At 71.7% G+C, this 25,899-nt stretch carries 22 protein-coding genes and 2 pseudogenes; 6 read left to right on the forward strand and 18 right to left on the reverse strand.

Going from position 1 to position 25,899, the window contains the following annotated elements; genetic code table 11:
* Window positions 1-132: pseudogene (locus I4J89_RS45745) on the forward strand (IS481 family transposase); the annotation flags it as partial.
* 185 nt (window positions 133-317) lie between these two features.
* On the opposite strand, the gene I4J89_RS45750 reads toward I4J89_RS45745, so the two are convergent.
* Window positions 318-854 (reverse strand): DUF4240 domain-containing protein, encoded by a 537-nt coding sequence (locus tag I4J89_RS45750; RefSeq protein ID WP_196420513.1) that lies wholly within the window; start codon window positions 852-854, stop codon window positions 318-320.
* A gap of 54 nt (window positions 855-908) precedes the next feature.
* Between I4J89_RS45750 and I4J89_RS45755 the strand changes: the two genes are divergently transcribed.
* On the forward strand, window positions 909-1,904 hold the full coding sequence (locus I4J89_RS45755; RefSeq protein ID WP_196420514.1) for a phosphotransferase: 996 nt from the start codon (window positions 909-911) through the stop codon (window positions 1,902-1,904).
* 173 nt (window positions 1,905-2,077) lie between these two features.
* On the forward strand, window positions 2,078-2,344 hold the full coding sequence (rpsT, locus tag I4J89_RS45760) for a 30S ribosomal protein S20 (protein ID WP_196420515.1): 267 nt from the start codon (window positions 2,078-2,080) through the stop codon (window positions 2,342-2,344).
* Between the two features lie 1,233 nt (window positions 2,345-3,577).
* Here the strand turns inward: rpsT and I4J89_RS45765 are convergent.
* The 4 genes and pseudogenes from I4J89_RS45765 to I4J89_RS45780 form a co-directional block, all read right to left on the reverse strand.
* Window positions 3,578-3,832 (reverse strand): annotated as a pseudogene (locus tag I4J89_RS45765) (hypothetical protein); the annotation flags it as partial.
* Window positions 3,829-4,812 carry a DNA polymerase III subunit delta gene (gene holA / locus I4J89_RS45770; protein WP_196420516.1) on the reverse strand — a complete coding sequence of 328 codons (984 nt, stop codon included), beginning with the start codon at window positions 4,810-4,812 and terminating at the stop codon, window positions 3,829-3,831. The pseudogene I4J89_RS45765 and the gene holA, both read right to left, overlap by 4 nt.
* Before the next feature lie 261 nt (window positions 4,813-5,073).
* On the reverse strand, window positions 5,074-7,506 hold the full coding sequence (locus tag I4J89_RS45775; protein WP_196420517.1) for a ComEC/Rec2 family competence protein: 2,433 nt from the start codon (window positions 7,504-7,506) through the stop codon (window positions 5,074-5,076).
* A complete protein-coding gene (locus tag I4J89_RS45780; RefSeq protein WP_196420551.1) occupies window positions 7,506-8,189 on the reverse strand; it encodes a ComEA family DNA-binding protein in 684 nt (227 codons plus the stop codon). Before I4J89_RS45780 ends, I4J89_RS45775 begins: the two co-directional genes overlap by 1 nt.
* A 631-nt stretch (window positions 8,190-8,820) precedes the next feature.
* Here I4J89_RS45780 and I4J89_RS45785 point away from each other — a divergent pair.
* Complete coding sequence (locus tag I4J89_RS45785) at window positions 8,821-9,606, forward strand: putative protein N(5)-glutamine methyltransferase (protein ID WP_309238776.1); 786 nt, start codon at window positions 8,821-8,823, stop codon at window positions 9,604-9,606.
* Between the two features lie 47 nt (window positions 9,607-9,653).
* Complete coding sequence (locus tag I4J89_RS45790) at window positions 9,654-10,712, forward strand: hypothetical protein (protein ID WP_196420519.1); 1,059 nt, start codon at window positions 9,654-9,656, stop codon at window positions 10,710-10,712.
* Here I4J89_RS45790 and I4J89_RS45795 read toward each other — a convergent pair.
* From I4J89_RS45795 to pepN, 7 genes are read right to left on the reverse strand one after another with little or no spacing between them, the layout of a single operon-like run.
* The gene (locus I4J89_RS45795; RefSeq protein WP_196420520.1) at window positions 10,709-11,554 is read right to left on the reverse strand and encodes a DegV family protein; all 846 of its coding nucleotides are present in this window, start codon (window positions 11,552-11,554) and stop codon (window positions 10,709-10,711) included. The genes I4J89_RS45790 and I4J89_RS45795 overlap by 4 nt on opposite strands.
* A gap of 33 nt (window positions 11,555-11,587) precedes the next feature.
* Window positions 11,588-11,959, reverse strand: a complete 372-nt coding sequence (locus I4J89_RS45800) for a hypothetical protein (protein ID WP_196420521.1) — start codon at window positions 11,957-11,959, stop codon at window positions 11,588-11,590.
* Window positions 11,960-11,993: 34 nt separating this feature from the next.
* Entirely contained in the window at window positions 11,994-12,623 is a 630-nt protein-coding gene (locus tag I4J89_RS45805) for a histidine phosphatase family protein (protein WP_196420522.1), read from the reverse strand.
* A complete protein-coding gene (gene rsfS / locus I4J89_RS45810; protein WP_196420523.1) occupies window positions 12,620-13,024 on the reverse strand; it encodes a ribosome silencing factor in 405 nt (134 codons plus the stop codon). The genes I4J89_RS45805 and rsfS overlap by 4 nt, the downstream gene beginning before the upstream one ends.
* 39 nt (window positions 13,025-13,063) lie before the next feature.
* Entirely contained in the window at window positions 13,064-13,672 is a 609-nt protein-coding gene (gene nadD / locus I4J89_RS45815; protein WP_196420524.1) for a nicotinate-nucleotide adenylyltransferase, read from the reverse strand.
* 21 nt (window positions 13,673-13,693) lie between these two features.
* Window positions 13,694-15,196 (reverse strand): PAS domain-containing hybrid sensor histidine kinase/response regulator, encoded by a 1,503-nt coding sequence (locus I4J89_RS45820; protein ID WP_196420525.1) that lies wholly within the window; start codon window positions 15,194-15,196, stop codon window positions 13,694-13,696.
* Window positions 15,197-15,255: 59 nt separating this feature from the next.
* The gene (gene pepN / locus I4J89_RS45825; RefSeq protein WP_196420526.1) at window positions 15,256-17,748 is read right to left on the reverse strand and encodes an aminopeptidase N; all 2,493 of its coding nucleotides are present in this window, start codon (window positions 17,746-17,748) and stop codon (window positions 15,256-15,258) included.
* A 228-nt stretch (window positions 17,749-17,976) separates the two neighbouring features.
* Between pepN and trpS the strand changes: the two genes are divergently transcribed.
* Window positions 17,977-18,942 carry a tryptophan--tRNA ligase gene (gene trpS / locus I4J89_RS45830; protein WP_196420527.1) on the forward strand — a complete coding sequence of 322 codons (966 nt, stop codon included), beginning with the start codon at window positions 17,977-17,979 and terminating at the stop codon, window positions 18,940-18,942.
* On the opposite strand, the gene I4J89_RS45835 is transcribed toward trpS, so the two are convergent.
* The 6 genes from I4J89_RS45835 to I4J89_RS45860 all read right to left on the reverse strand — a co-directional run bounded on the left by I4J89_RS45835 (window position 18,931) and on the right by I4J89_RS45860 (window position 25,722).
* Entirely contained in the window at window positions 18,931-19,383 is a 453-nt protein-coding gene (locus I4J89_RS45835; protein WP_196420528.1) for a GNAT family N-acetyltransferase, read from the reverse strand. The two genes, trpS and I4J89_RS45835, sit on opposite strands and share 12 nt — an antisense overlap.
* 56 nt (window positions 19,384-19,439) lie before the next feature.
* A complete protein-coding gene (gene obgE, locus I4J89_RS45840; protein WP_196420529.1) occupies window positions 19,440-20,936 on the reverse strand; it encodes a GTPase ObgE in 1,497 nt (498 codons plus the stop codon).
* A gap of 76 nt (window positions 20,937-21,012) precedes the next feature.
* Window positions 21,013-21,270, reverse strand: coding sequence for a 50S ribosomal protein L27 (gene rpmA, locus I4J89_RS45845; protein ID WP_196420530.1), 258 nt, complete (start codon window positions 21,268-21,270; stop codon window positions 21,013-21,015).
* Between the two features lie 8 nt (window positions 21,271-21,278).
* Window positions 21,279-21,593 (reverse strand): 50S ribosomal protein L21, encoded by a 315-nt coding sequence (gene rplU, locus I4J89_RS45850; protein ID WP_196420531.1) that lies wholly within the window; start codon window positions 21,591-21,593, stop codon window positions 21,279-21,281.
* A gap of 169 nt (window positions 21,594-21,762) precedes the next feature.
* Window positions 21,763-22,302, reverse strand: coding sequence for a hypothetical protein (locus I4J89_RS45855; RefSeq protein ID WP_196420532.1), 540 nt, complete (start codon window positions 22,300-22,302; stop codon window positions 21,763-21,765).
* Between the two features lie 123 nt (window positions 22,303-22,425).
* Window positions 22,426-25,722: an Rne/Rng family ribonuclease gene (locus I4J89_RS45860; RefSeq protein WP_196420533.1), complete on the reverse strand. Its 3,297-nt coding sequence runs from the start codon at window positions 25,720-25,722 to the stop codon at window positions 22,426-22,428.
* Window positions 25,723-25,899: the final 177 nt, after the last annotated feature.

Consider the following 25,899-nt stretch of genomic DNA (forward strand, 5'->3'; position numbering starts at 1 on the left):
ACCAGCAACCAGGACCGCGCCGACGCCCTACCCGGCTGGCTCCACACCTACAACTACCATCGAGCCCACACCGCGCTCGGAGGCCAGCCACCCATCAACCGCGTCAACAACGGTCCTGGTCACTACACCTAGATCCCGCAGCCTCCCAACGACGGCCCCAGATCCCCGCGATGTCGCCCGACGTGCCGGTATCACAGGCAGATGGACCGGCTCGACGACCGCAACCGCGCCCACAGCAAGGGCCCCCGACAAGCCGGATCAACCTCGCCTCGGAGGTCGACCTCGCACGCCCAGGACATGCCGGACCGCATCCGCGATCACTCCGGCGGCTCCAGGAAGAGAGCGGAGAGCCGCGGCAGCCGGCGGCGCATCTCGTCCTCGTTGTCGAAGTCCCAGAGGTCGCCGACCTCCGGACGAGTCCGTGGTCGGTCGCCAGCCGCCGGTAGCGGCTCCCCGGTCGCCTTCTCGTAGGCCCGCGCGGCGATGGAGAGCACCTCCTCGGCCTCGAAGACCGCACCGTTCTCCGACGCGGCCTGCACGGCGGGCAACCCGGCCAGCACATCCGGCGACTGGACCGAGGTCGAGACGGCCTTGCGCCCGTGCGCGACGAGCCAGCCGCGGAAGCTGTCGAAGCCCTCCTCGGTGCAGCCGCCGTTGATCAGGTAGGCCGCCGCCCACAGGTCCTCCGTGCCGGACGCGGCGAGCACCTTGTCGAGGTGGCGGCCCCAGGCGACGATCTCCTCCGGATCGCGCGTGGCCAGGTCGGCGACGGCCCGGTCGGCCACCTCGGCGGGCGAGGCCGGCCGGTCCGCGGTCGCACGGTCGATGACCGCCCAGAAATCGTCGGTTCTCATGGCTGCGATCCTCCCAGTGGGGTACGACAATTCCGCCGGCGACAGGATGAGGACATGCGGCCGATCTCGTTGCCCGACGTACCGTACGACGCCACCGCCGTACGTCCCTCCTGGTCTGATCTTCCGACGCCCGTGCGGGAGGCAATCTCTGCGCGCCTCGGCGCGCCCGTCACCGCCGCGCGCAGCGCAGGCGGCGGCTTCACCCGCGCTTTCGCCGCGGTGCTGAGCACCGCGGCGGGCGAGAGCGCCTTCGTCAAGGCAGCGGCGCTGCGGGATCCGACCTCTGAGTGGTACGCCCGAGAGCACGCGATCACCTCCGCCCTGCCCCCTGAGGTCAGCGCCGCCCGGCCCAGCTGGACGCTCGCCGAGGCGGGATGGTTCGTCCTGTGCCTGGAGACGATCGACGGCCGTATCCCGTCACTGCCCTGGTCCCCATCCGACCTGGACGCGGCCCTGTACGCCTGGTCGGAGGCCGCCTGGGCACTGGCCGACCCCACGCCCGAGCTGCTCGCGGTCGGTCTGCCCAGGCTGCCGGACATCCTGCGCGCCGAGATGTCCTGGTGGTCACTGATCGAGTCGGGCCGCGAACCGATGCCGGCGACCGCACACGGCACCGTCGCGCCGGAACGGCTGCGCGAGCTCGCCGGACTCGAACGCCGGCTGCCGTCGAAGACCGGCGGCTCCGGGATGTGCCACGGTGACCTGCGCGTCGACAACGTGCTCATCGACGGGTCCGGCAAGGCCTGGCTCTGCGACTGGACCTGGCCGTGCCTCGGCGCGCCCTGGTACGACGTCGTGACGCTGCTGATCAGCGCCTACGCCAGCGGCCTCGACGCCGACGCCTACATCAAGAAGTGGCACCCGCCGGTCGACGGGGTGGACGGCGCGCTGGCGGCGCTCGCCGGGTACTGGCTGGTGCGCGCGGCGGACGGCCCCAGCAGTGCTTCGCCACACAGTCGGCAGCATCAGCTGTTCAGCGGCCGGCAGGCGCTGGCCTGGCTGGCACAACGCCGGGGCTGGAGCCACACCGCCACGCCGGGGAGCCGGTGAACGCTCGCCCTTCCCCGGAGCCGTTTTGGCGGCTCGCAGGGGTGCTGGTAGTCTGGCTCATCGCGTGTGGTGACGCGTTTATGTCGGCTGTACTGGCTTCCAGTCAGAGCGGGCGACCGTGGTGACCACCGCTTGAGACCGTTTTCCGAACCTAGTCAGGACAAGGCTGTCGCGTGGCGAACATCAAGTCCCAGATCAAGCGCAACCGGCAGAACGAGAAGGCCCGTCTGCGCAACAAGTCGGTCAAGTCGTCGCTGAAGACCGTGATTCGCAAGCTTCACGAGGCGAGCGACGCCGGCAACACCGAGACGGCCACCGCGCTGCTGCGTGACGCTTCGCGTCAGCTGGACAAGGCTGTCAGCAAGGGCGTCATCCACAAGAACCAGGCGGCCAACCGCAAGTCGGCCATCGCCAAGAAGATCGCCTCGCTGTCTGCCTGATCCGTTGCGGATCAGGTCACGGTCGCACGGACGCGGCCGCTGACATCGTTCGCCATACCCGGCGAACCAGGCTTCCGTGAGACGGGCATCGCCGGACCTTCGGGTCCATGGCGGTGCCCGTTTCCGTGTTTCCCTGATGGCCCCGCCGTTCCCAGGCGGCCGCCACGGCCGGTGCCCGCTTCCCGCTGATGGCCCGCCGTTCCAAGGCGGCCGACCTGGATCGGTGCCTGCATTTCGCTTCCTCGCTGGTGGTCCTGCCGTTCCAAGGCGGCCGACCACGGCCGCTGCCCGCTTCCATTTCCGCGCTGATGGCCCGACGTCCCAGGCGGCGGGCCGCGGCCGGTGCCCGCTTCTTTCTCCGACGACGCCGCCGGTGGAGGCAGCGGCGGCAGGCCGGAAGCGGAACCGCCTAGCCACCGGCAAACCGGCTCAGAGCGGCCGGATCCGACCCGGCTCTCGAGCTGCGGTTTCCTACTCGTAGCGGCGCACGGCCGACTGGCGGGCCATCTGCTGACGCACGTCATGGTCAGCCCAGGCTCGCTGCCCAGGCCCTGTACCTGCGGACGACGCCCGGGTCGCCGCGTCCTCGCCCTGCGCCTGCCCGTAGGACGCCCGCGCTAAATCAGCGACCGGCATGGCACCCGGCCTGTTGGTGAACGGAGGCCCGGCGACCGGCTCGTCGCCGTTACCCACCGACTCTTCCCGGCCCCCGATCATCGGGTGAGCCGGCTGGAACCCCGCATTTTCGTACCCGGCACTGTTCCGATCGGAAACGACGCCGGCGCCCGGCGCGCTGCCCGCAGGGAATGGCTCAGCGAATCCGGGCGTGGCCACGCTATTCGGGCTTCCGAGATGCGGCTGGGGCACCGCAGGCATCGTGTCGGAATACGGCCCCGCCGGAGGCACCGCACCGGGATACGAGCCGGTCAAGGGGGCGTCGGAGTACGAGCCAGCCAGCGACGCCGCACCAGGATGCAAGCCAGCCGGAGGCACCGCATCGGAATAGGAGCCGTTCAGGGGGCTGGCGTCGGAATACGAGCCAGCCGAAGGCGCCGCACCGGAATAAGGGCCGCTCAAAGGGCCGCTCAAAGGGCTGGCGTCGGAATACGAGCCAGCCGAGGGCGCCGCGCCGGGATAGGGGCCGGTCGAGGGCGTCGCGCTGGGGTACAACCCGGTCGCCGGCATCGCGGCCGGCCGCAGCACGGACGCGCGGGCGACCCCTGGCCGGGACGCGGCCGGAGGCTGAACGAAGGTGCCGGCGACCAGGTCGTTGAACTTGACCATCAGAGCCACCGTGACCGGAAGCACCAGGACGCCCCACCAGCTGACCAGCTCCGCCAGGGCCAGCAGGATCCCGAGCACGACCGCGCCCTCGAGAAAGACGAAACAGAGCAGTCCACTCGGCGCGAGGTGCCGTAACCGCAGCACCCGGGCGTAGAGGGGCGGAGCGGCCGTCTCCGCACGGCGGGACCGAATCGTACGGGTCAACGGGCACCGCCGTCTCGCCGCGCCGCCGCCACCGCGAACACGGCCTGCTCGAGCGCGTAGCCACGGTCCTCGGCGCCGCCCTTGACGGCCGCGTTGCAGTCCGCCGCCGCTCGCATCGCGTCGACCAGACCCTCCGGCGTCCAGCCCCGGCTCCGCTCCTGGGCCCGCTGGATCTTCCAGGCCGGCATGCCCAGGGTGCTCGCCAGCTGATACGGGTTACCGCGTCCGGCGGAGGCGACCCGAGCAACCGTCCGCACACCGTCGGCGAGCGCGTCCGCGATCGGCACCGGGTCGACGCCGACGTGGAGCGCCCAGCGCAGGGCCTCCAACGCGCCCGGCAGGTCACCCACCATCGCCGCGTCGGCCACGGTGAAACCGCTGACCTCGGCCCGCCCCCGGTAGTAGCGAGCCACGGTCGCCTCGGTGATCTTGCCGTCAGTGTCGGCGAGCAGCTGCGAGCAGGCCGCGGCGATCTCCCGCAGATCGTTCCCGACCGAGGCCAGCAGGGCGGACGCGGCGGCCTCGTCACACCGGGCGCCATTTCGGCGGAACTCGTCCCGGACGAACGCGATGCGCTCGCGATCGCTCTTCAGTTTCGCGGCGGGCACGACGGTGGCACCGGCAGCACGCAGACCGTCGGCGAACGCCTTGCCCTTCGCGCCGCCCGGATGCGTGACGATCAAGGTCACGTCGGGGTCGGGACTCTTCGCATACGCCAGCAGGGCGGCACTGAGGTCTTTCCGTGCATCCTGACCGCTCCGGACCACCAGCACCCGCCGGCCGCCGAAGAGCGACGGGCTCAGCATCTCGGCCACCTCGCCGGCCACCAGCGCCCCCGCCTCATACTCCCGGACGTCGGCGCCGGGGTCGGTGGCCCGCGCGGCTTCCACGGCCGCGGCGACGGCGCGGGCGACGAGCAACTCCTCATCGCCTTGGACGAGCAGCAACGAGGCGGGTGGCACAGAATTCACGTGCAACATCGTCGCACGGTGCACCGACAAGTCCGCGAGCCTCACTCCTTAGCGCATGGACGCCGATCACCGAATGCGAAACCCGACATATTGTCCGACGAAGATGCCTCCTTGGTCGTAGAGTCGCTTGCTCAGGCCCGACGCCGCCCAGGCAGACCACATCCGTTTCGTCCCATATTGAGGCTAATCGTCCAAAACGGATCGCTCACCGGATCCCTCCGCCGGGCGTGTCGCTACAAGGATCTGCGTAACAAGAACTACCAAGAGCCCTCACTCCGCCGGCGGATCGCCGCGGGCCGCGACCGCAAGCCCATCCCCCGCCAGCACCGCGGCCACATCTCCCGACTCATCGGTACGCAGAATCCGCGCCCCACCCCGCGCCAACCGAGCCAGCACCGGCGCATTCGGATGCCCGTAGTCGTTGCCCAAGCCCACCGACACCAGCGCGACAGCCGGGTCCACCGCGTCCAACAACTCCGGCGCCTGCAACGCGCTGCCGTGGTGGGCCACCTTGAGCACATCCGCGCGCAGCCCACCCGCACCGAGCTTGCCGACGAGGTCCTCCTGCTGCTCGATCTCCGCGTCACCCGGCAGCAGCACACTCCGGCCGCTGATCGTCGCGCGCAGGATCAGCGAGTTGTTGTTCGGGTCGGAGTTGGTGCCGCGCAGTTCGTCGATCGGCCCGAGCACCTCCACCCGGAGTCCGCCGGTGTCGTACGCCCATCCGGGCCCCACCGCCCGCACCGGTATCCCGGCCCGGGCGGCCGCGGCCTCGACGTCAGCCCGGCCGCCCGCCGGTTCCGGCCAGTCAGGCCCGATCACCGCGGCCACCTGGCGGCCGCGGAACACCCCGGTGACGCCGCCGACGTGATCGGCGTGGAAGTGGCTGACCGCCAGCAGCACCACCTGGCTGATGTCGAGCCGGCGAAGGCAATGGTCGACCCCGTTCGGTTCCGGGCCGGCGTCGACCACGATCGCCCGTCCCGCTCCGGCCGGAAGCACGACGGCGTCACCCTGGCCCACCGCGCAGGCGACCACCAGCCAGCCGGGCGGCGGCCAGCCGGAGGCCAGGATCCGCACCGGCAACGCTCCGAGGATCGCGCCGAGAGCGACGACGGCCGCCAACCGGCGTACGAGAGCCCGTCGCGCCGCGACCAGGAACGCGACGGTGAGCGCGGCGAGCAGCAGCCCACCGGCCGCCCCGCCCGGCCAGGGCAGCGCACCGGCCGGCACCCGCGCACCAGCATGGGCGATGAGCACCAGCCACTCGGTCGGCCAGTGCCCGAGCCAAGCGAGGAACCCGGCGCCGGCCGGCCACACCGGCGACAGCACGGCGGCACCGACACCGAGCAGGGTGGCCGGAGCGATCGCCGGCACCGCGACCAGGTTGGCGGGCACCGAGACGAGGCTGACCGTGCCGGAGAGCGCGGCGACCACCGGGCCGCAGGCCACCTGAGCCGCGGCCGGGACCGCCAGCGCCTCGGCGACGCCGGCCGGGCATCCCCGCCGCCGCAGGCCGTCACGCCAGGCCGGTGCGAGCAGCAGCAGGCCGGACGTCGCCAGCACGGACAGGGCGAAGCCGGGATCGGCAGCCAGTTCCGGGTCCGCGACGACGAGGACGGCAGCACCCGCGGCCAGCGCCGGAACCGCGGCCCGGGGACGGCCGGTGGCCAGGCCCAGCAGCCCGATGGCGCCCATCGCGGCCGCCCGCACCACACTGGGCGACGGCCGGGCCAGGATGACGAAGCCGGTCAGCGCGACGACGCACACGCAGGCGGCGAGCACCGGACCGGCCCGGGCCCGGCGCACCACGAACAGCACGACACCCAGGACGATCGCGACGTTGGTGCCGGAGACCGCCGTCAAGTGGGTCATGCCGGTGGTCCGGAAGTCCTCCTCCAACGCCGGGTCCAGCCGGCTGGTGTCACCGACCACGAGGCCGGGCAGGAGGCCGCCGGACTCGTCCGGCAACGGCTCGCAGGCCAGTTGAAGTCCCGCACGCAGCACGCCCGCGCCTCGCTGCGCCCACGATGGCTGACCGATCAGTGCCGGTGGCTTGCGCGCCGAGATCACCGCCGCTCTGAGGTCGCCGGGGCGCGGCGAGGTGAGGCGCCCGGTGGTGGTCAGCCGCTGCCCGGGCAGGAGTCCGCGCCATCCCGGGTCGGCTCCGAGCACCAGCGCCCGCGCCGACAGCCGCACCGGCTGCTGTTCGTCGGCCCGCACCGTACGCAGTTCGACCGCGACCAGATAGGTCGGCGGCCCGGCCGAGCGGGCCAATAGCCGCGGATCGTCCCGGACGATCACCTCCACCTCCACCGGTCCGCCCGCCTTCACGAGGGCGACAAGCGCGTCCGCCTCCCGAACCGACATCCGAGCCGCGGTGGCGATCGCCCCGCATCCGGCACCCAGGACCACCGCCACCGCGATCCAGCGCAGCGCCACCGCGCGAAGCCAGTCCGGCAGACAGGCGCGGCGCCGGTCCGGCAGACCGGCACGAAGCCCGTCCGGCAGACCGGCGGGAAGGCCCCGCCGAGCACCAGCAGCGGAGCGTCGCCGGCAAAGCAGAAGCATCGCCGCGACGGCCAGGGCCACCAGACCCAGGGCGAGCCCGAAAACAGCCGAGAGGTGCAGTGCGACCAGCGCGGAAAGCCAGGTCCCCACGGTGAAACCGGCGAGCCGTAGGTCCGGCACGTCCCCGCTCATCAGACCGTCACCAGGTCCTTGAGCTGCTCAAACCGGGCGTCGCCGATGCCGTCCACCTTGCGCAGGTCACCGACGGCGCGGAAGCCACCCTGGGCATCGCGGGCGTCCAGGATGCGCTGCGCCAGCACCGGTCCGACACCGGGCAGCGCGTCGAGGTCCGCGAGGGTCGCCGTGTTGAGGTTGACCAGCGCACCGGGTGCTCCGGGCGCGGCCCCGGAGACGCCGGAGCCCGGCACGGGAGCGCCTGGAGCGGCGGCGACGCCCACCATGATCAGTTCGCCGTCGGTCACCCGTCGGGCCAGGTTCAGCATCGCCACGTCGACGCCGGGCTCGGCGCCGCCCGCGGCGGTCAGCGCGTCGGCGACCCGGGCGCCCGGTGCCAGGCGGACCAGGCCCGGCTTACGCACCTTGCCACCCACGGCGACCACCACCTCGCCTGGTACGCCGGCGGGCGCGGAGGAGGAGGCGCTCGCGGTTCCCTCGAAGGAGGGTGCGACGTGATCAACCCGCGGCCGGGCCCGCCAGGCCAGGAAGGCCGCGATCAGCACGACGGCCACGGCGACCGCGGCCAGCGCCCGCACTCCCGGCCGGCCGGGATCGAAGGCGTGCAGCCAGGCACGCCGTTCGCCGCCGAAGGCGCCGTCCCCGGTCAGCTGGGCCGGCTCAGCCGGAGAGGAGCCCAGAGCGCCGGAAGCGCCGGACCGACCGGGACCCGAGCCCGAAGAACCGGAAACCCCGGACCGACCGAGAGCCGAGCCGGAAGAACCGGAAAGGCCGGAAGGACCAGAAGAAGCGGAAAGGCCAGAAGAACCAGGACCACCATCCCCGCCCGCAGAACTGGAACCACCCGGCGATCCTGAAGAAAGGCCTGACGAGAGAACGGCCTCTGTAACGCCAGACCACCCCTCAACGCTGTAAGGGCTGGAAGGACCTGGCCCGGCCGCACCCGGACCGGGCCAGAAATCAGCGAACCCGGGAGCCGAAGATGATGCGGAAGCGCCGCCGCCCCGCCCATCCCCCGCACCACCGGCGGACCGCCTCACTAAAGGGTGACCCGTCTCCTCCTCCGACCACGCCGGAATGATCTCCGCCCAGTCGAGCCGGCCACCCTCCTCTGCCAGGTCAGCCCGCTCCTCGGCGGGAAGCCGGTCGAGCACCGCCCGCAGCCGCGCTTCGACGACGTCACCGCTATCCTTCGCCTCTCGCACGCTCCAGAAAGTAGGTAGTTCGCCGCCCCACCGCCCGCGCCCCTGTGGACGGTCCGGCACTGTGGACAGCCCCCACGACCCTCGCCCCCGTGCTAAGGACTGCCTTGTGACAACGACCGAAGCCCTCGCGGCGGCCGCCCGGAGGCTGCGTGCCGCCGGCTGCGTGTTCGCCGAGGAGGAGGCGGCGGTGCTCAGCGAGGCGGCCGAACACGACAGCGGCGCGCTGGCCGTGCTGGTGGAGCGCCGCGCCGCCGGTGAGCCCCTCGAACAGGTCACCGGTTATGCCGATTTCTGCGGCGTACGGGTCCGGTTGCGACCCGGCGTCTTCGTGCCCCGGGTGCGCAGCGGCCTGCTGGTCCGGCTCGGCGCCGAGGCCGCACCGCCGGACGGCCTGGTCGTGGATCTCTGTTGCGGCTCCGGTGCGCTCGGCCTGGCCGTCCGGCACCGGGTGCCCGGAATCGCCCTGCATGCCGCCGACATCGACCCGGTCGCGGTCGCCTGCGCACGGGAGAACCTGGGCGAGAACGTGTACCTCGGTGATCTCTTCGAAGCGCTTCCGGCCGCCCTTCGTGGCCGGGTCGACGTGCTGCTGGCGAACGTCCCCTACGTGGCGACCAGGCACATCGACCTGCTGCCGGCGGAGGCTCGGGAGCACGAGCCGCGCACCGCTCTGGACGGCGGCGACGACGGGCTGGCCGTGTTCCGGGCGGTCGCGGCGGGAGCGGCCGAATGGCTCGCACCTCGGGGTGTGCTGCTCTCGGAGATCACTGAGGCGCAGGCGGAGACCGCGCGAGAGATCGCCGCCGGGAACGGATTGACGGCAACCATCACGACTGACGATGATCTCGACTCCCTAGCGATCATCGTCCGTAAGCCCCTGCAAAGACCATAAGCAAGCCCCTGCAATAGACCATAAGAAGGCGCGAGAGGACAGGCGTCGTGGGCCTCATTCGGAGGATCGCCCGGGCCCGGCTGGCAGCCCGGGTGATCCGGCGGCTGCGTCAGGCGGGTGTGACCGACACGCGCTACCACGCCGCGGCGTTCGAGATCCGGTTCACCGCTCCGGGCGACACCGAGCCGACAATCCTGCAGCTCGAGCCGCTGCTGGCGGAACGGCACCGGCGCAAGGCGGCCGACGACTACGTGGCCGGGCTGATCCGTACCCCCGGCCTGCCGGCCGATTGGTCCGCGGCCGCGCCGATGTTGCGACCGGTGCTGCGCGGCTTCGCGCCGGGCGCGCCGCTGCGCCGCCCGGCCTGGCCATTTCTGTCCGAGTTCGTGGTGGTCGATCAACCAGACACCATGACGTACGTGACCCCGGCTCAATTGACGACCTGGGACGTCACGGCCGACCTGGTCTTCGCGAGAGCCCGCGCCAACCTGCCGGGCGCCGTGCTGAAGGGCGTGGCGACCGGCCCGATCGTGGTGCGGTTCGTCGACGACGGGGACGCGTACTGGACCTCGCACCTGCTGCTCGAGGGCTGGCTGGGCCGGCTCGCCGAGCAGGTCGGCGGCGTCCCGGTGGCGTTCGCCCCGGAGCGCGGCACCCTGCTGGTCACCGCGGACGGCGGCGAGCACCTGCCCGGGCTCTTCGTCCAGGCCGAGGAGCTGTTCCTGAGCTCGGCGCGAGGATTGACCCCGATGGCGTACGTGAGCGACGACGACGGCTGCACCGTCCCCTACTCCGCACCGCCCGGCCACCCGCTGCGTCCCCTGGTCCAGCGGGCCGAACGGGTGCTGGCGGTACGCGAGTACGCCCGGCAGGCCGCCGACTCGGCCGACCCGCTCGCCGCACTCACCCTCGCCGGCTCCGTGACGGACGGCTGGCGTACCCGCGCGGTGTGGGACCGGGACGCTCCCGCCCTGCTTCCGGAGGCGGACGAGGTGCAGGTCGGCGACCGTACGCTGCCGTGGTCCGCACTGGCGCCGCACCTAACCCGGGTGGAGGACTCGCATCCGCCCCGCTGGTCCGCGACCGGATGGCCGGAGGACCTCTAGCGGCGGTGCACGACGACGCCGGCCAGCCCGGGACCGGTGTGGGCGGCCACCACCGCGCCGACCTCGGTGAGGTAGCAGTCGCGCAGCTGGTCACCGAGCCGCACGCTGATCGCGTCGACCAGCGCCGAGGCCCGGTCCGGGGTGCCCAGGTGATGCACGGCCACGTCGGCCTCGCCGTCACCGGCCGCTTCCACCGCCAGGTCGACCAGGCGGGTGAGGGCGCGCCCGGCGGTGCGGACCTTGTCGCGGACCACCACGGCACCGTCCCTCACGTGCAGGATCGGCTTGACCGACAGGGCGGTGCCGACCAGCGCGGAGGCCGCCCCGATCCGGCCACCGCGGCGCAGGAACTCCAGCGTGTCGACGTAGAAGAAGGTGCTCACCCGCTGCGAATGATCGGCCGCGGTACGGCGTACCGTCTCCAGGTCTTGCCCTTGGGCTGCGGCCGTGGCCGCGGCAAGCGCCGGAAAGCCCAGTCCCATCGCGGCCGTTCCGCTGTCTACGACCTGGACTCGCGGGCCGACCTCGGCCGCTGCCAGCTGGGCGGCCTCGTAGGTGCCGGAGAGCTTGGCCGACAGGTGCACGGAGACCACGCCGTCGGCGCCGGCGTCGAGCAGCCGGCGGTATTCCGCGGCGAACTGGGACGGCGCGGGCCGGGACGTGCTCACGGCGGCACGGCGGGTGCCGAGTGCCCGGGCGACCTCGGCCGGCGAGATCTCCAGGCCCTCCAGCCCGTCCCAGCCGTTGATGACGACGGTGAGCGGCACGATTGTCAGGTCATACGTGCCGCTCAGCTCACCCGGCAGGTACGCGGTGGAGTCGGTCACGACCGCGATGGTCATGCACGCAAGGTACTTGATGTAGGCCCGGTTTACTCAGTTGGCGGCCACCGAGGAGACCACGAACGGCTCACCCTGCATGCAGGTGGTCATCATGCCGGTCTCGGCCTTGCCGACGACCGTGACCTCGCTGCCGACCTTGACGGACTTCTCCATCGCGTCGTCCTTGAAGATCAGCAGATGATCGCCGCTGCCGTCCTTGAGCAGCAGGCAGCCGGGTTCCACGCCGGCGGTGACCGTGCCGGTGAGAGTGGTTCCGTCGGCGGGGGCCGAGGACGGAGCCGCGGAGGGGATGGTGGAGGAGGTGGCCGGCGCGGGGGCTCCGGCGTCGATGTTGTTGTTGTTCGCGCAGCCGGCGGCGAAGGCCAGGAACAGCGCGGCGGGGACAACGCTTCGACGGATCAGCATGGTGGTTGGACGTTACCGGACCGGCCCCGGTTCCTCAGACGGCGGGCGGGACCGGCCGGTCGATGAAGACCCCGACGTTGTATCCGGCGAGCTGCCAGCCCCGTTCGCCGTCCGAGGTCAGCTCCACCCAATGGCAGTTCTGCAGCGCCCGCAGCGTGCGGACCTGCTCCAACGGCCAGCCGAGCAGGTGTGCGACGCCCTGCCGTGCGGCCGCGCCGTGAGTGGCGACCACCACGAGACCACCGGGTACGAGGCGAGCCGCGTCCTGCAGCCCGTCAGCGACCCGTTTACCCAGGTCGTCGAGGGTCTCCACGTCGCCACCGACGACGTCGTTGCCGGCTTTCCAGCGGGCGAACTCGGCCGGCCGCTGGGCCGCCACCTCGGCGGTGGTCAAACCCTGCCATGCGCCGAAGTACCGCTCGCGAAGCCGCTCGTCGTAGCTGACGGTGTGCCCGGTGCGGGCCGCCAGCGCGGCGGCGGTGTCCGCGGCCCGGCGCAGGTCACTGGCGACGATCGCGTCCGGCCGCAGCACGGCCAGCAGCGCCGCCGCCTCCACCGCCTGCTTGCGCCCGACGTCGTTGAGCGGCACGTCGGTCTGCCCCTGGACGCGGCCTCCGGCGTTCCAGTCGGTGTTGCCGTGCCGCCAGACGATCAGGCGGGTCACGACGCTTCGGTGCCGGCCGCCCCGGCATCGACCATGTCACGGTCGACGAACGGGATGATCGGGCAGTCCTTCCAGAGCTTGTCCAGAGCGTAGAACTCGCGCTCCTCGGTGTGCTGCACGTGCACCACGATGTCGACGTAGTCCAGCAGCACCCACCGGCCCTGCCGTTCACCCTCGCGACGCACCGGCTTCGCCTTCTCCGGCAGGTTGACGAGAGCTTCCTCGATGGCGTCCACGACCGCGACCACCTGACGCTCGTTCGACGCCGAGGCGATGACGAACGCGTCGGTGATGTAGAGCTGGTCGGCGACGTCGATGACGGAGATGTCCTGCGCCTTCTTGTCGGCAGCGGCCTGGGCGGCCGTCAGCGCGAGTTCCAGAGCGCGTTCGGTGACGGGCAAAAGAGTCCCCTCGAGTCGACTATCAGGACTTCAAGCGTCTCACACCGGCGGCGCAATACCCGAGTCCAGATAGAGGCCCCGCTTGTTGATGTATTGCACGACACCATCGGGTACCAGGTACCAGACCGGCAGACCGGCCGCCACCCGGTTACGGCAGTCACTGGACGAGATCGCCATCGCGGGTACCTCCACCAGTGTGACGCTGTCCGACGGCAGGTGCGCCTTGGAGAGCTCGAAGCCGGGCCGGGTGACGCCGATGAAGTGCGCCAGCCGGAGCATGGTCAGCGCGTCCTTCCACGACAGGATCCGGCCGAGCGCGTCCGCGCCGGTGATGAAGTACAACTCCGCCGACTGCCCGTAGACGGCTCGCATGTCGCGCAGCGTGTCGACGGTGTAGGTGGGCCCGTCCCGGTCGATGTCGGCGCGGCTGACGTGGAAGCGCGGGTTGGAGGCGGTCGCGATGACCGTCATCAGGTAGCGGTCCTCGGCGGGTGAGACCTTGCCCTTCTCGTACGGCTGGCCGGTGGGGACGAACATCACCTCGTCCAGCTCGAAGCGGGCCTGCACCTCGCTCGCCGCGACCAGGTGACCGTGGTGGATGGGGTCGAACGTCCCACCCATGATTCCCACTCGCCGATGTCCGGGCATCCGAGAAGAATAGCTTGGAGATCAACCGTCGAGGCGCTCGCGAACGGCGGCGAGCAGGTCGTTCGCGGTGAACGGCTTTCCCAGCAGCACCACGCCCGGGTCGAGGGTTCCCTCCGAGGCGAGCACCGGCTGGGCGTACCCGGACATGTAGAGCACCCGGGTGCCCGGCCGGGCGACGACGAGCCGTTCGGCCAGTTCCTTGCCGAGCATGCCGGGCATCACCACGTCGCTGACCAGCAGGTCGATCTCCCCGTCGTGCCGGGCGGCCAGTTCCAGCGCCTGCGCCCCGCACTCCGCCGAGAGCACCCGGTAACCGGCGCCGGTGAGGATCCGGCCGGCGACGTCACGCAGCGCGTCCTCGTCCTCGACCACGAGCAGCGTCTCGCCGTGCCCGCCGGTGGGTGCCGGCCGTTCAGCGGTGTCCACCGGTGCCGCCGCGGCGCCGGCCGGCAACAGCACGGTGACCGTGGTGCCGAGCCCGACCTCGCTGTTGATGCCGACCTCGCCACCGGCCTGGGTGACGATGCCGTAGACGGTGGCCAGGCCGAGGCCGGTCCCCTCGCCGCTGGCCTTGGTGGTGAAGAACGGTTCGAAGGCCCGTTCCACCACGTCGGGGGCCATGCCCCGGCCGCAGTCGGTGACCCGCAGCCGGACCCGGTCGTCGAGGCAGCCGGTGTCGATCACCAGGTTGCCGCCGGACGGCATCGCGTCCCGGGCGTTCAGCGCGAGCATCACCAGCAGCTGTTCGATCTGGTTGGGGTCACAGGTCACCATCGGCAGGTCCGGGTCGGGCCGGAAGAGCAGCGGGATGTGTTCGCCGAGCGTACGGCGTAGCAGCTCCTGCACCCCGGCGATGAGCGCGTTGAGGTCGACCGGCCGGGGGCGGACCACCTCGCGCCGGGCGAAGGAGAGCAGCTGGTGGGTGAGGTCGGTGCCGCGCTTGCCGGCCCGAATCACCTGCTCGGCGTCGGCGGCGATGGCCGCGACGTCCGGTTCGGCCGACTCCGCCTCCTCGATGACGAAGCTGGCGTAGTTGAGGATCACCCCGAGCATGTTGTTGAAGTCGTGGGCGATGCCGCCGGCCAGCTGCCCGAGGCTCTCCAGCCGCTGGTTGCGGTGGTCCTGCGCCTCGGCCCGCAGGCGGGCCTTCTCCTCCTCGGCACGCAGCCGCTCGGTCATGTCGCGCACCACCGCGACGGCGAGCCGGCCCTGCGGGGTCTCGATGATCGTGGTGGACGACTCGACCGGGATCTCGGTGCCGTCGCGGCGGCAGGCCGTGGTGACGATCCGGCCGATCAAGCCGGGCGGGCTCTCGTCGAACAGCCGGCGCCGTTCCGCGCGGACCATCCGGGACTCGTCGGTCATCAGCACCTCGACGGACTGGCCGACCAGCTCGGCCCGGGGCCACCCGTACATCTGCTCGGCACGGTCGTTGGCCAGCACGATCTGGTCGCCGTCGACGACCAGGATCGCGTCCGGTGCGGCCTGTAACAGGCCGCCGGCCAACTCCTCGGACCACTCCACGCATCCACCCCCGTAGCCTCAGGCTACGAGGTCACGGAGGTGGGAACGGCCAGATCCGATCAACCCCGGGCGTTGAGGGCCCGGCGCATGTCGTCGTCGGCGTCCTGCACCACCCGGCGCAGGATCGGGTTCAGTTCGGGACGGGCCAGCAGTGCGGCGGCGAGCTGCCGGGTGCGGTCGCAGACCGCGACGTCGGGGTACGCCGCAAGCGCGGTCCGCTCGGCGCTCATCCCGCTGCGGACCCCCATCATCGCCGGCATCTCGGCGAAGTAGCGCTCGGCGTACGCGTCCAGCAGCTCCAGCTGCTCGGGCTGCCAGAAGCCGGCCGCGGTGAGCTCGGCCAGCCGATTCGACAGCGACGCGTCGCCGACCACGGCCGCCCAGGCCGTCTCCTTGGCCGCCGGGTCGGGCAGCGCGGCCCGGCACCGGGCCGCCCACTGCTCACCGCTGGCGCTGCGGTCGGAGTCCAGTTCGGCGTCGATGGTGTCGTGGTCGGCCGCGCCGAGGACCGAGAGCCGGTACACGATCAGCCAGCGCAGGTCGGCGTCGACGGCCAGCCCGCGCGGCACGTCCTCACCGGCCAGCCAGCCGCGCAGGCGGGCGACGTCGATGGTGGCGCCGATCAGCCCGCGCGCCGCGGCCAGTTGACGCGACTCGCCGGGCGGTGACGCGGCGAGCAGCCGGTCGGCGGCCTGGGCGACCAGTTCCAGGGCGGCCGGGCGGGTCTCCGGAGTGGCGTACCGGTCGACCAGGCCGCGGGTGGCCCGCAGCACGTCCTCGACGAGCACCACCTCGGTCTCCATCGGCAGCGCGGCGAGCACCAGGGTGACCAGCTCGGCGACCGGGCGCTCGCCGTCCACCACGGCGTCCAGAGTGGCGGCCCAGATGACCGCCCGGGCCAGCGAGTCGTCGATCAGCGGCAGCAGCATCGGTACGGCGGCGGCCGAGTCGGCGTCCAGCCGGATCTTCGCGTACGTCAGATCGCCGTCGTTGAGCAGGAGCAAATCGGCCACGGGCTCGCCGGCCAGCTCGGCGATCACGGTCCGTCCGGACGCGTCCAGCTCCACGTCGAGCCTTCGCCGGCGTACCACGGCGCCACCCACCCGGTCGAACAGGCCGATGCCGACCCGGTGCGGACGGAGGGTTGGGTAGTCGGAGGGCGCGGTCTGCACCACCGCCACCTCGGCGTAGTTCGCGCCGTCCCGGGACACCTCGGCGCGGAGTGTGTTGACCTGGGCGCGGCGCAGCCACACCTCGGCCCAGCCGGAGAGGTCCCGGCCGCTCGCCTTGGACAGGGCGCCGAGCAGGTCGGCGAGGGTGGCGTTGCCGTACGCGTGCGCCTCGAAGTGCGCGTTCAGCCCGGCCAGGAAGGCCTCGTCGCCGAGCCAGGCGACCAGTTGCTTGAGCACCGCGGCGCCCTTGGCGTACGAGATGCCGTCGAAGTTGAGCAGCGCCTCATCGGTGTCCGCCACCCGCTCCGGCGCCACCGGGTGGGTGGACGGCCGCTGGTCGGCGCGCAGCCCCCACGCCTTGCGGTGCATCGCGAAGGTGGTCCAGGTGCCCCGGTAGCGGGTGGCCTCGGCGGCGACCCGGGTGCCCAGGTATTCGGCGAACGACTCGTTGAGCCACAGGTCGTCCCACCACTTCATGGTCACCAGGTCGCCGAACCACATGTGCGCCATCTCGTGCGCGATCACGGTGGCCCGGTGCTCCCGCTCGCTCTCGGTGACCGCGGACCGGGGAATCATCTCGTCCCGGAAGACCACCAGCCCGGGGTACTCCATCGCGCCGAAGTTGAACTCGGGCGCGAAGGCCTGCTGGTAGTGCTCGAACGGGTAGCGGATGTCGAAGATCTCGTGGAACCGGTCCAGGCACTGCTTGGTGAGCTCGAACAGCTCCGGCGCCTCGGCTTCCAGGTGCTCGGCCAGCGCGGCCCGGGCGTAGAGCGCGAGCGGGATGCCGTCGTGCTCGTCGGTCAGCACGTGGTACGGCCCGGCGATCAGGCTGGCCAGGTAGGTGGAGATCCGCTTGGTCGGCGCGAACTCCCAGCGGCCGCCGTCGCGGGACACCAGCCTGCCGTTGGTGGCGACCGTCCAGTCCGGCGGGGCGGTGACGCTCACCCGGAACGACGCCTTGAGGTCGGACTGGTCGAAGCTGGGCAGCACCCGCCCGGCGTTGTTGATGAACAGGTGCTGGTAGAGGTAGACGCTGCGGTCGGCCGGATCCACGTACCGGTGCAGGCCCTCGCCGTTGTTCGAGTACCGCATCACGGCGTCGACGACCAGCTCGTTCCGCTCGGCCAGGCCGGTCAGCTCCAGGCGGGTGCCGGTCGACGCGGAAGCCGGTACGGGCTGGCCGTTCAGCGTCATAGAGACGACCTCGACCGGCTCGAACTCCAGGAACGTCGCGGCACCGGCCCGGGCCCGGAACCGGACCACCGTGCACGAGCGGAAGGTGTCACCGTCCGCGGTGAGGTCAAGATCGACGTGGTACTCCTCCACGTCGACGACGGACGCGCGCTCCGCGGCCTCGGCACGGGTCAGGGTCGGCATGACGACCATCATGCCCGGCGCGACGGGCGGCCTGTGCAGGCACGCGCGATGCACTGTTAATCTCGCTACATGCGCGTGTCTCACTACACCTGGTGGCTGCCCTGACGGGGCGGCATACCGACACGCGCGACAACACTTCCGCGGCCGCCCGGACCGGGCGGCCGCGTCACGTTTCACCGCGATCTCCCGGGGACCGGCGGTCACCCGTACCCGCAAAGGGAGATCACCATGGCACCCACCCGCCGCCTCACCGGCTTCCAGGCCACCGGCCGGCTTCATCTCGGCAATCTTCTGGGCGCTATGCGCCCATTGATCGCGGCGCAGGACGCCGCGCCTTCCATCGCGCTCATCGCGGACCTGCACGCGATGACCGTGGAGCACAACCCCACTGAGGTACGCGCCTCAGCACTCGAACTGGCCACCGTGCTGCTCGCCGCCGGAGTCGATCCGCGGCGCACCCCGATCGTGCTCCAGTCCCAGATGCGTGAGCACACCGAACTGCACTACCTGCTGGAGTGCGTGACCGGCTTCGGCGAGGCGGCCCGGATGATCCAGTTCAAGGAGAAGTCCGCGGCCGGTGGCCAGGTGCGCCTGAGCCTGCTCACCTATCCGATCCTGATGGCCGCTGACATCCTGCTCTACGACGTCACGCAGGTGCCGGTCGGCGAGGACCAGAACCAGCACCTCGAGCTGACCCGAACCCTGGCCGACCGGTTCAACACCCGCTATGGCGAGACGTTCACGGTGCCCGAGGGGGTCAAGCCAGAGGCCGCCGCCCGGATCATGGACCTGGCCGATCCCACCACCAAGATGAGCAAGACCACCGGCGCCGGCCGGATCGGGCTGCTGGACCCGCCGGAGGTGGTGCGGCGCACGGTCGCGCGCGCCGTCACCGACGAGTTCGCGACGGTGCGCCGCGATCCGGAACGGCAGCCGGGCGTGACCAACCTGATCGACATCCTGGCCGCCTGCGCCGGCCGGCCGCCGGCCGACACCGATTCCTACGGCGCGCTGAAGAGCGAGGTCACGGACGCGATCGAGGCGTTGCTCACGCCGATCCGGGCGCGGCACGCGGAGCTCTCCGACGATCCGGGGTACGTACGCGAGGTGCTCGCCCGAAGCGCGGACCGGGTACGCCCGACCGCCGAAGCGACGGTACGCCGTGCGCGTCAAGCCATCGGGCTACTGGACTAACGCGCCCATCCGCTTCTCGAAGCAGAGGCTGTGCGGGTTGCCGGCGTACTCGCCGAACGGCGGGATCTGCCGGTAGCCGGCGGACTGGTAGAGGGCGATCGCCGCGGGCAGACCGGTGCCGGTCTCCAGCCGGATGACCGGACGGTCCGCGGCGAGTGCCTCCTCCTCGATCGCCACGATCATCTGCCGGGCCAGGCCACGGCCGCGGAACGCCGGGCGCACGTACATGCGCTTCAGCTCGGCGACCCCCTCGGCCAGCGGCTGCCAGGCGCCACAGGCCACGGCCCGGCCGTTCACCACACCGACCAGATACGCCACGTCATCGTGCGGTTCGAATATCCGGTTCCCCGCCCGGGTGCCGGCCTCGGCCAGTTCGCGCTGCTGAGCAGTGACGAGAGCGGCCAGTTCGGGGTCCAGGGCGGGACGGGATTCGATAAGCACGAGATCACTCTAGGTGATCACCGTGGACAACGGGTTGCGCCGAACTGGCCGCAGCCCTATTCGTCGGTGTCCTCGTCATCGGTGACCAGCACCGGCCGCTGCGCGTTCGCCATGCTGGACACCGTGCCGTCGGCCGACATGTGCAGCAGTTCGTCGTCGTTGCGGATCCGGCGGGCCTTGCGGGCGGCGAGCCGCTGCGCCGCGGACGGCCGGGTGTCGAGCTCCTCCAGGCGGGAGTCGGTGCCGCGCGGGCCGGAGACGTACTCGCCGGCGTTCGGCTGCCAGTCGAACTCCCGCTCGCCGATGCGGACCGGGTCGCCGGCCTGGGCGCCCTTCTTGGCGAGTGCCGCCTCGACCCCGAGCCGGTCCAGCCGGTCGGCCAGGAAGCCGATGGCCTCGTCGTTGTCGAAGTTGGTCTGCCGGATCCAGCGCTCCACCTGGGTGCCGCGGATCACGAACACGCCGTCCTCGTCCTGCTCAACGGTGAAGCCCGCGTCGTCGACCGCCCGCGGACGGATCACGATCCGGGTCGCCTCCTCGACCGGCTTGGCCGCGCGGTTCTCGGCGACCAGCTTGGCGAGGGCGAAGCCGAACTCCCGGAGACCCTCCCGGGTCACCGCGCTGAGTTCGAACACCTGGTAACCGCGCGCCTCGAGGTCGGGGCGGACCATCTCGGCCAGATCCCGGCCGTCCGGGATGTCGATCTTGTTGAGCACCACGATCCGGGGCCGGTCCTCCAGCCCGCCGTACGCCGCCAGCTCCGCCTCGATCGCGTCCAGGTCGGCGAGCGGGTCCCGCTCGATCTCCGGCGCCGCCGCGTCCAGCACGTGCACCAGCACCGAGGTGCGCTCGATGTGCCGCAGGAACTGCATGCCCAGGCCCTTGCCGGTGGCCGCCCCCGGGATCAGGCCGGGCACGTCGGCGATGGTGAAGGTCTCGTCGCCGGCCTGGACCACGCCCAGGTTCGGCACCAGCGTGGTGAACGGGTAGTCGGCGATCTTCGGCTTGGCCGCCGACATCACCGAGATCAACGACGACTTGCCGGCCGAGGGAAAGCCCACCAGCCCGACGTCGGCGACGCTCTTCAGCTCCAGCACCACGTCCAGCTGCTCGCCCGGCTCGCCCAGCTCGGCGAAGCCCGGAACCTTGCGGCGGGTGTTCGCCAGCGACTTGTTGCCCCGGCCGCCGCGACCACCCCGGGCCACCTCGAACTCGGTGCCGATGCCGACCAGGTCGGCCAGCACCTCGCCGTCGACGGTCTGCACGACCGTGCCGTCCGGCACCTTGAGCACGAGGTTCTTGCCGCTCGCCCCGTCCCGGTTCGAGCCGGCGCCACCGCCGCCGTTGCTCGCCTTGACGTGCGGGTGGAAGTGGAAGTCCAGCAGGGTGTGCTGCTGCGGGTCGACGACCAGCGTGATGCTGCCGCCGTGCCCGCCGTCTCCGCCGTCCGGGCCGCCGAGCGGCTTGAACTTCTCCCGGTGCACGGAGACACAACCGTGTCCGCCGTCACCCGCTTGCAGGTGCAGCACTACCCGGTCGACGAACGTGGTCACTTCAGCACTCCCCTAGCCAAGGAAAAACAACAGCGGGCCGCGGACCCGAGGGTCCACGGCCCGCTGTAGAGAAAAACTACTCCGCGACCGGCACGATGCTGACGGTCTTGCGGCCGCGCGAGGTGCCGAACAGGACGTTGCCCGTGGCAAGCGCGAACAGCGTGTCGTCGCCGCCGCGGCCGACCAGGTCGCCCGGGTGGAACTTCGTGCCGCGCTGACGGATCAGGATCTCGCCGGCGCTGACCAGCTGGCCACCGAACCGCTTCACACCGAGTCGCGGTGCGGCGGACTCACGGCCGTTACGCGAGCTAGATGCACCCTTTTTGTGAGCCATATCCGCGCCTACTTCCCGCTCTTGATGCCGGTCACCTTGACGCGGGTCAGCGGCTGACGGTGCCCCTGGCGCTTGTGGTAACCGGTCTTGTTCTTGAACTTGTGGATCCGGATCTTCGGACCCTTGGTGTGCTCGGCAATCTCGCCGGACACCGTAACGTTGGCAAGCTTGGCCGCGTCGGTCACCAGGTTGTCACCGTCGACGAGGAGCACCGCGGCGAGGGTCAGAGCATCGCCGGGGGCACCGACGAGCTTCTCGACCTCGATCACGTCGCCCTCGGCAACCTTGTACTGCTTGCCGCCGGTCTTGACGATCGCGTACATCGACGCGGACTCCCTGAGACTTACGCAGCCGGAAGACTGCTGGCGGATACTGCTGGGGTGCTGCACTGCTGGGGGTTCCGGTGCGGCGCTGTGGGCGCGCACGGAACAGGCGCCGAAAAAGCGCCGTCGGCAAGCCTACTTCATCGCGGGCCGCAGACCCAAACCGGGCCTAGCCTCGACCGCAGGCCTTGTCCAGCGTGGCATGCAGGCCGGCGAGTTTCTTGTCGTCAATCTTGGCGAGGTCACCCTTGAGTGCGGTGACCTCGGCACCCATGGCGCCCAGCGCCTTCTTCACCTGCGGGTCGGAGGCCAGCCTCGACAGGTCGAGCAGCGCGTGCGAGAAGTTCTCCACGTCCCGGGCGGCCTTCTGCTTCGCCTCGGTCTCGGCCTGCCCACCCTGGGCCGCCGCCTCGGTCAGCAGGCGGTAGTCCTCGCTGAAGGTCTTGCCGAACGCGGTGCTGGTACGTGACGCCTGCTCACAGATCGCGTCGGTGTCCTCGGACAGGGCGGCGTCACCAGCCGCCGCGTCGGGTCCGTCCGGGGCGGCGGTGGCAGCGGACGGGGCGGTACCACCCTCAGCGGCGGCGGAGGTGCCGGCGGCGGCCGAGGGGGCGGTGGCCGGTGCGGACGCGGTCTCCGGCTGGTCGGCGGAGCACCCGGTCAGGAGCAGGGCGGAGAGCCCCGCCACGGCGAAGAGGATGGGACGCATGGGATTCGGTCTCCTCGGGGGCAGAGATCGATACGGACTGGATCGACCCGCCGAGGGTAACGGATGACACAGCCCGGTAGTTAACTTTCTTTCCAGTCAGCTACCGGGCCGCATCACTACAGCTCAGGGACGGGTACGCCGGCGCGCGCCGCCCCGCCGGGACCGGCGACGGGCACCCGTGCCCGCACCGACCGGCTCGTCCTCATCGTCCTCTTCCTCGTCCTCGTCGGCCGCGTCCGGGTCGTCCGAGCCGGCCAGCCGCATCGGCTCGGTCGGTTCGTACTCCGTGCCGTTCGCGTCCGGCGCCTCGTACCGGGAGAGGTCGTACCCGCTGATGTCGTAGCCGTCGTCTTCGTCGGACGTGGTCAGCGCCGGCTTGGCCGCCCGGCGCACGATCCCCGAGCCGGCCACCGGCTCACTCACCGGCTCAGCGACCGCTTCGCTCACCGGCTCGGCGAGCTGCTCGGCGACCTGCTCGGCCACCACGGTGACCGGCGGCGCCTCGGCGACCTCGGCCACCGGCCCGGCCTCCTCGACCACCGGGGTCTCCTCGATGACGGCCGGAGCCACCTCGGCCGCAGCCGCGCTCTCACCGCCACCCCGGCGACGGCGCTGCTTGCCGCTCGGCTGCTGCTGCTGTGGCTGCTGCGGCGGCGCCTCGGTACGCGCAGCCGCCGCCACCGCCTTCACCTGGCTCCCGGCGCCGTTCCCGCGCTTCTCCGGTACCGGCTCCGGGTGGACGACCACGCCACGGCCCTTGCAGTGGTCACAGGTCTCGCTGAACGCCTCCAGCAGGCCCGCGCCGATCCGCTTCCGGGTCATCTGCACCAGGCCCAACGAGGTGATCTCGGTCACCTGATGCTTCGTCCGGTCCCGGCCGAGGCACTCGGTCAGCCGTCGCAGCACCAGCTCACGGTTGCTCTCCAGCACCATGTCGATGAAGTCGATCACCACGATGCCGCCGAGGTCGCGCAGCCGCAGCTGGCGCACGATCTCCTCGGCCGCCTCCAGGTTGTTCCGGGTGACCGTCTCCTCGAGGTTGCCGCCCGCTCCGGTGTACTTACCGGTGTTGACGTCGACCACGGTCATCGCCTCGGTCCGGTCGATCACCAGGTGGCCACCGGACGGGAGGAAGACCTTGCGGTCCAGGCCCTTCATGATCTGCTCGTCGATGCGGTGCTCGGCGAAGACGTCGTTGACGCCGGTGTGCCGGCGCAGCCGCTCGACCAGGTCCGGCGAGACCGACTCGAGGTAGCTCTCCACCTCGGCGTACGCCTGCTCGCCCTGCACGATGAGGTCGCGGAAGTCCTCGTTGAACAGGTCCCGGACCACCCGGATGACCAGGTCCGGCTCCTCCGAGAGCGCACGCGGCGCGTTGCCCTCGGCGGCCTTGACCTGGATGTCCTCCCACTGCGCCTGCAGCCGCTTGACGTCACGCGCCAGCTCGTCCTCGCTGGCACCCTCGGCCGCGGTCCGGACGATCACGCCGGCGCCGTCCGGCACCAGCTTCTTCAGGACGTCCCGGAGCCGCTTGCGCTCGGTGTCCGGCAGCTTGCGGCTGATCCCGGAGGCGTTGCCGTTCGGCACGTAGACCAGGTGCCGCCCAGAAAGCGCGATGTGGCTGGTCAGCCGAGCGCCCTTGTGACCGATCGGGTCCTTGGTGACCTGCACCAGCACCGAGTCGCCGGAACGCAGCGCCTGCTCGATCGAGCGGGCCCGGCCCTCCAGCCCGGTGGCGTCCCAGTTGACCTCACCGGCGTAGAGCACGGCGTTGCGGCCGCGGCCCACGTCGACGAAGGCGGCCTCCATGCTCGGCAGCACGTTCTGCACCTTGCCGAGGTAGACGTTGCCGACCATGGTGCCGGAGGTGGCCCGGGCGACGTAGTGCTCGACCAGGATGCCGTCCTCGAGGACCGCGATCTGGGTCCGGTCCGACTTCTGCCGCACGACCATGACCCGGTCCACCGCCTCGCGGCGGGCCAGGAACTCGGACTCGCTCAGGATCGGCGGGCGGGTCCGGCGCTGCTCACGGCCGTCCCGGCGGCGCTGGCGCTTGGCCTCGAGCCGGGTCGAGCCGGAGACACCCTGCACCTCGTCGGTGCGACGGGGCTCGCGCACCCGTACCACCGTGTGCACGCCGTCCTCGATGCCGCCGGTCTCGGCGTCCCCACCGGATCCCTTGCGGCGCCGGCGACGCCGACGGCGGGTGACGCCGTCGCCCTCGCCCTCGCCCTCCTCGGACTCCTCGTCCTCTTCCTCGGCGTCGGCGGACGCCTCGGCGCCCTCCTCCGACTCCTCGTCGTTCTCGTCGGCGTCGTCGGACGGGCCCTTGCCGCGGCCACGGCCCCGGCGACCCCGGCGGCGACGGCGGCGGGCACCGGCCTCGTCGTCCTCGTCCGACTCGTCAGCACCGTCCTCGACGTCGTCGGCGCCCTCGTCGACCTCGTCCACCACCGGCTGCTCGGTCTCGACGACCTCGGCCTCGACGGGTTCCTCGGCCGCGCCCCGGCGACGGCGACGGCTGCGGCGCGGTCCCTCGGTCTCCTCGGCGGCGGGCTGCTCGGTCTCGACCGCCTCGGTCTCGACGGGCGCCGCGGCGACCGGGCGGCGGCGCCGGCCGGTCGGTGCGGTCTCGGGCTCCGCCTCGGCGACCGGTTCCGCGGCCGTGCGGCGGCGCCGGCTCACCGGTGCGGGCTCGGCCTCGGCGGGATCCGGCGGCATGAAGAGCACCGCGGGCGGCAGCGCGGCGCGGCGGGCCCGGCTGGGCCGGGCCGGCTGCTCCTCCACGAAGTCGTCGTCGAGCGGCAGGATGCCGACGACCGGGACACCGGCGGCGCGGGCCGCGGAGGCGGCCTCCACTGCGGCTTCCTCGATTAGGGCGGCCTCGTCCTCTTCCTCGTCCGTCTCGTCCACGGCCGGCACGGTCGCCGCGGGGGCGGCCTCTTGCGCTGGGGCGTCGACCGCGGCGGCCACCGTCGTGGTCGATTCGACGACCGGCACCTCGACCAGGGCCGGCTGCTCCGAGCTCGGCTCCGGCTCGACCTTCTTACGGCGGGACCGGGTGGCCTTCTTCACCGGCGCGACCGGGGTCTCGGCTGCTTCCACCGGCGCCTCGGCTACCTCCGCCGGGACTTCGGCGGCCGGTGCCGCCGCTTTGCGGCGGGTCCGGGCGGCCTTCTTCACCGGCGCGGCGGGTGCCGCGGCGGCCTCGATTCCGGCGCCCGGCTCGGCGGAGCCGGCCGCGGCGCTGGCGTCCAGCCCGTCAGCCTCCGGCGGAGGCGCTACCGCCTTGCGGCGCGGTGCCCGCGTCCGGCGGGCCGGGGTCGTGCTTTCGGCGGCGGCGTCTGCGGGCGGCGTGACTGCTCCGTCCCGTTCACCGCCCTGATCTCCCAGGTTGACTGGGGGCTCGTTATCGAGCATGGGGCGCTCTCCAGTTCTCGCGACCCCGGGCGCGTTTGAGCGCTGCCACGCAGGATCGCTGCAAGTGTTCCGGGCCCGACCGGCGCGGCCGGGCTTCCGAAGTCTGCCAAATGAACCTTTTTCAACCTGGCATCGGGCCGAAGGCGACCGGGCCGTTGGCCGGCGCCGGGTGTTACC

The organism is Actinoplanes aureus, from assembly GCF_015704865.1.
In the GTDB taxonomy this organism is placed as follows: Bacteria; Actinomycetota; Actinomycetes; order Mycobacteriales; family Micromonosporaceae; genus Actinoplanes; species Actinoplanes aureus.

Bases quoted from the DNA above. Each gene is read 5' to 3' on its own strand.
- I4J89_RS45750 (WP_196420513.1), bottom strand. From the start codon at position 854: ATGAGAACCGACGATTTCTGGGCGGTCATCGACCGTGCGACCGCGGAC.
- I4J89_RS45755 (WP_196420514.1), top strand. From the start codon at position 909: ATGCGGCCGATCTCGTTGCCCGACGTACCGTACGACGCCACCGCCGTA.
- holA (WP_196420516.1), bottom strand. From the start codon at position 4,812: ATGTTGCACGTGAATTCTGTGCCACCCGCCTCGTTGCTGCTCGTCCAA.
- I4J89_RS45775 (WP_196420517.1), bottom strand. From the start codon at position 7,506: ATGAGCGGGGACGTGCCGGACCTACGGCTCGCCGGTTTCACCGTGGGG.
- I4J89_RS45795 (WP_196420520.1), bottom strand. From the start codon at position 11,554: ATGACCATCGCGGTCGTGACCGACTCCACCGCGTACCTGCCGGGTGAG.
- I4J89_RS45800 (WP_196420521.1), bottom strand. From the start codon at position 11,959: ATGCTGATCCGTCGAAGCGTTGTCCCCGCCGCGCTGTTCCTGGCCTTC.
- nadD (WP_196420524.1), bottom strand. From the start codon at position 13,672: ATGCCCGGACATCGGCGAGTGGGAATCATGGGTGGGACGTTCGACCCC.
- pepN (WP_196420526.1), bottom strand. From the start codon at position 17,748: ATGCCGACCCTGACCCGTGCCGAGGCCGCGGAGCGCGCGTCCGTCGTC.
- trpS (WP_196420527.1), top strand. From the start codon at position 17,977: ATGGCACCCACCCGCCGCCTCACCGGCTTCCAGGCCACCGGCCGGCTT.
- rpmA (WP_196420530.1), bottom strand. From the start codon at position 21,270: ATGGCTCACAAAAAGGGTGCATCTAGCTCGCGTAACGGCCGTGAGTCC.
- rplU (WP_196420531.1), bottom strand. From the start codon at position 21,593: ATGTACGCGATCGTCAAGACCGGCGGCAAGCAGTACAAGGTTGCCGAG.
- I4J89_RS45855 (WP_196420532.1), bottom strand. From the start codon at position 22,302: ATGCGTCCCATCCTCTTCGCCGTGGCGGGGCTCTCCGCCCTGCTCCTG.
- I4J89_RS45860 (WP_196420533.1), bottom strand. From the start codon at position 25,722: ATGCTCGATAACGAGCCCCCAGTCAACCTGGGAGATCAGGGCGGTGAA.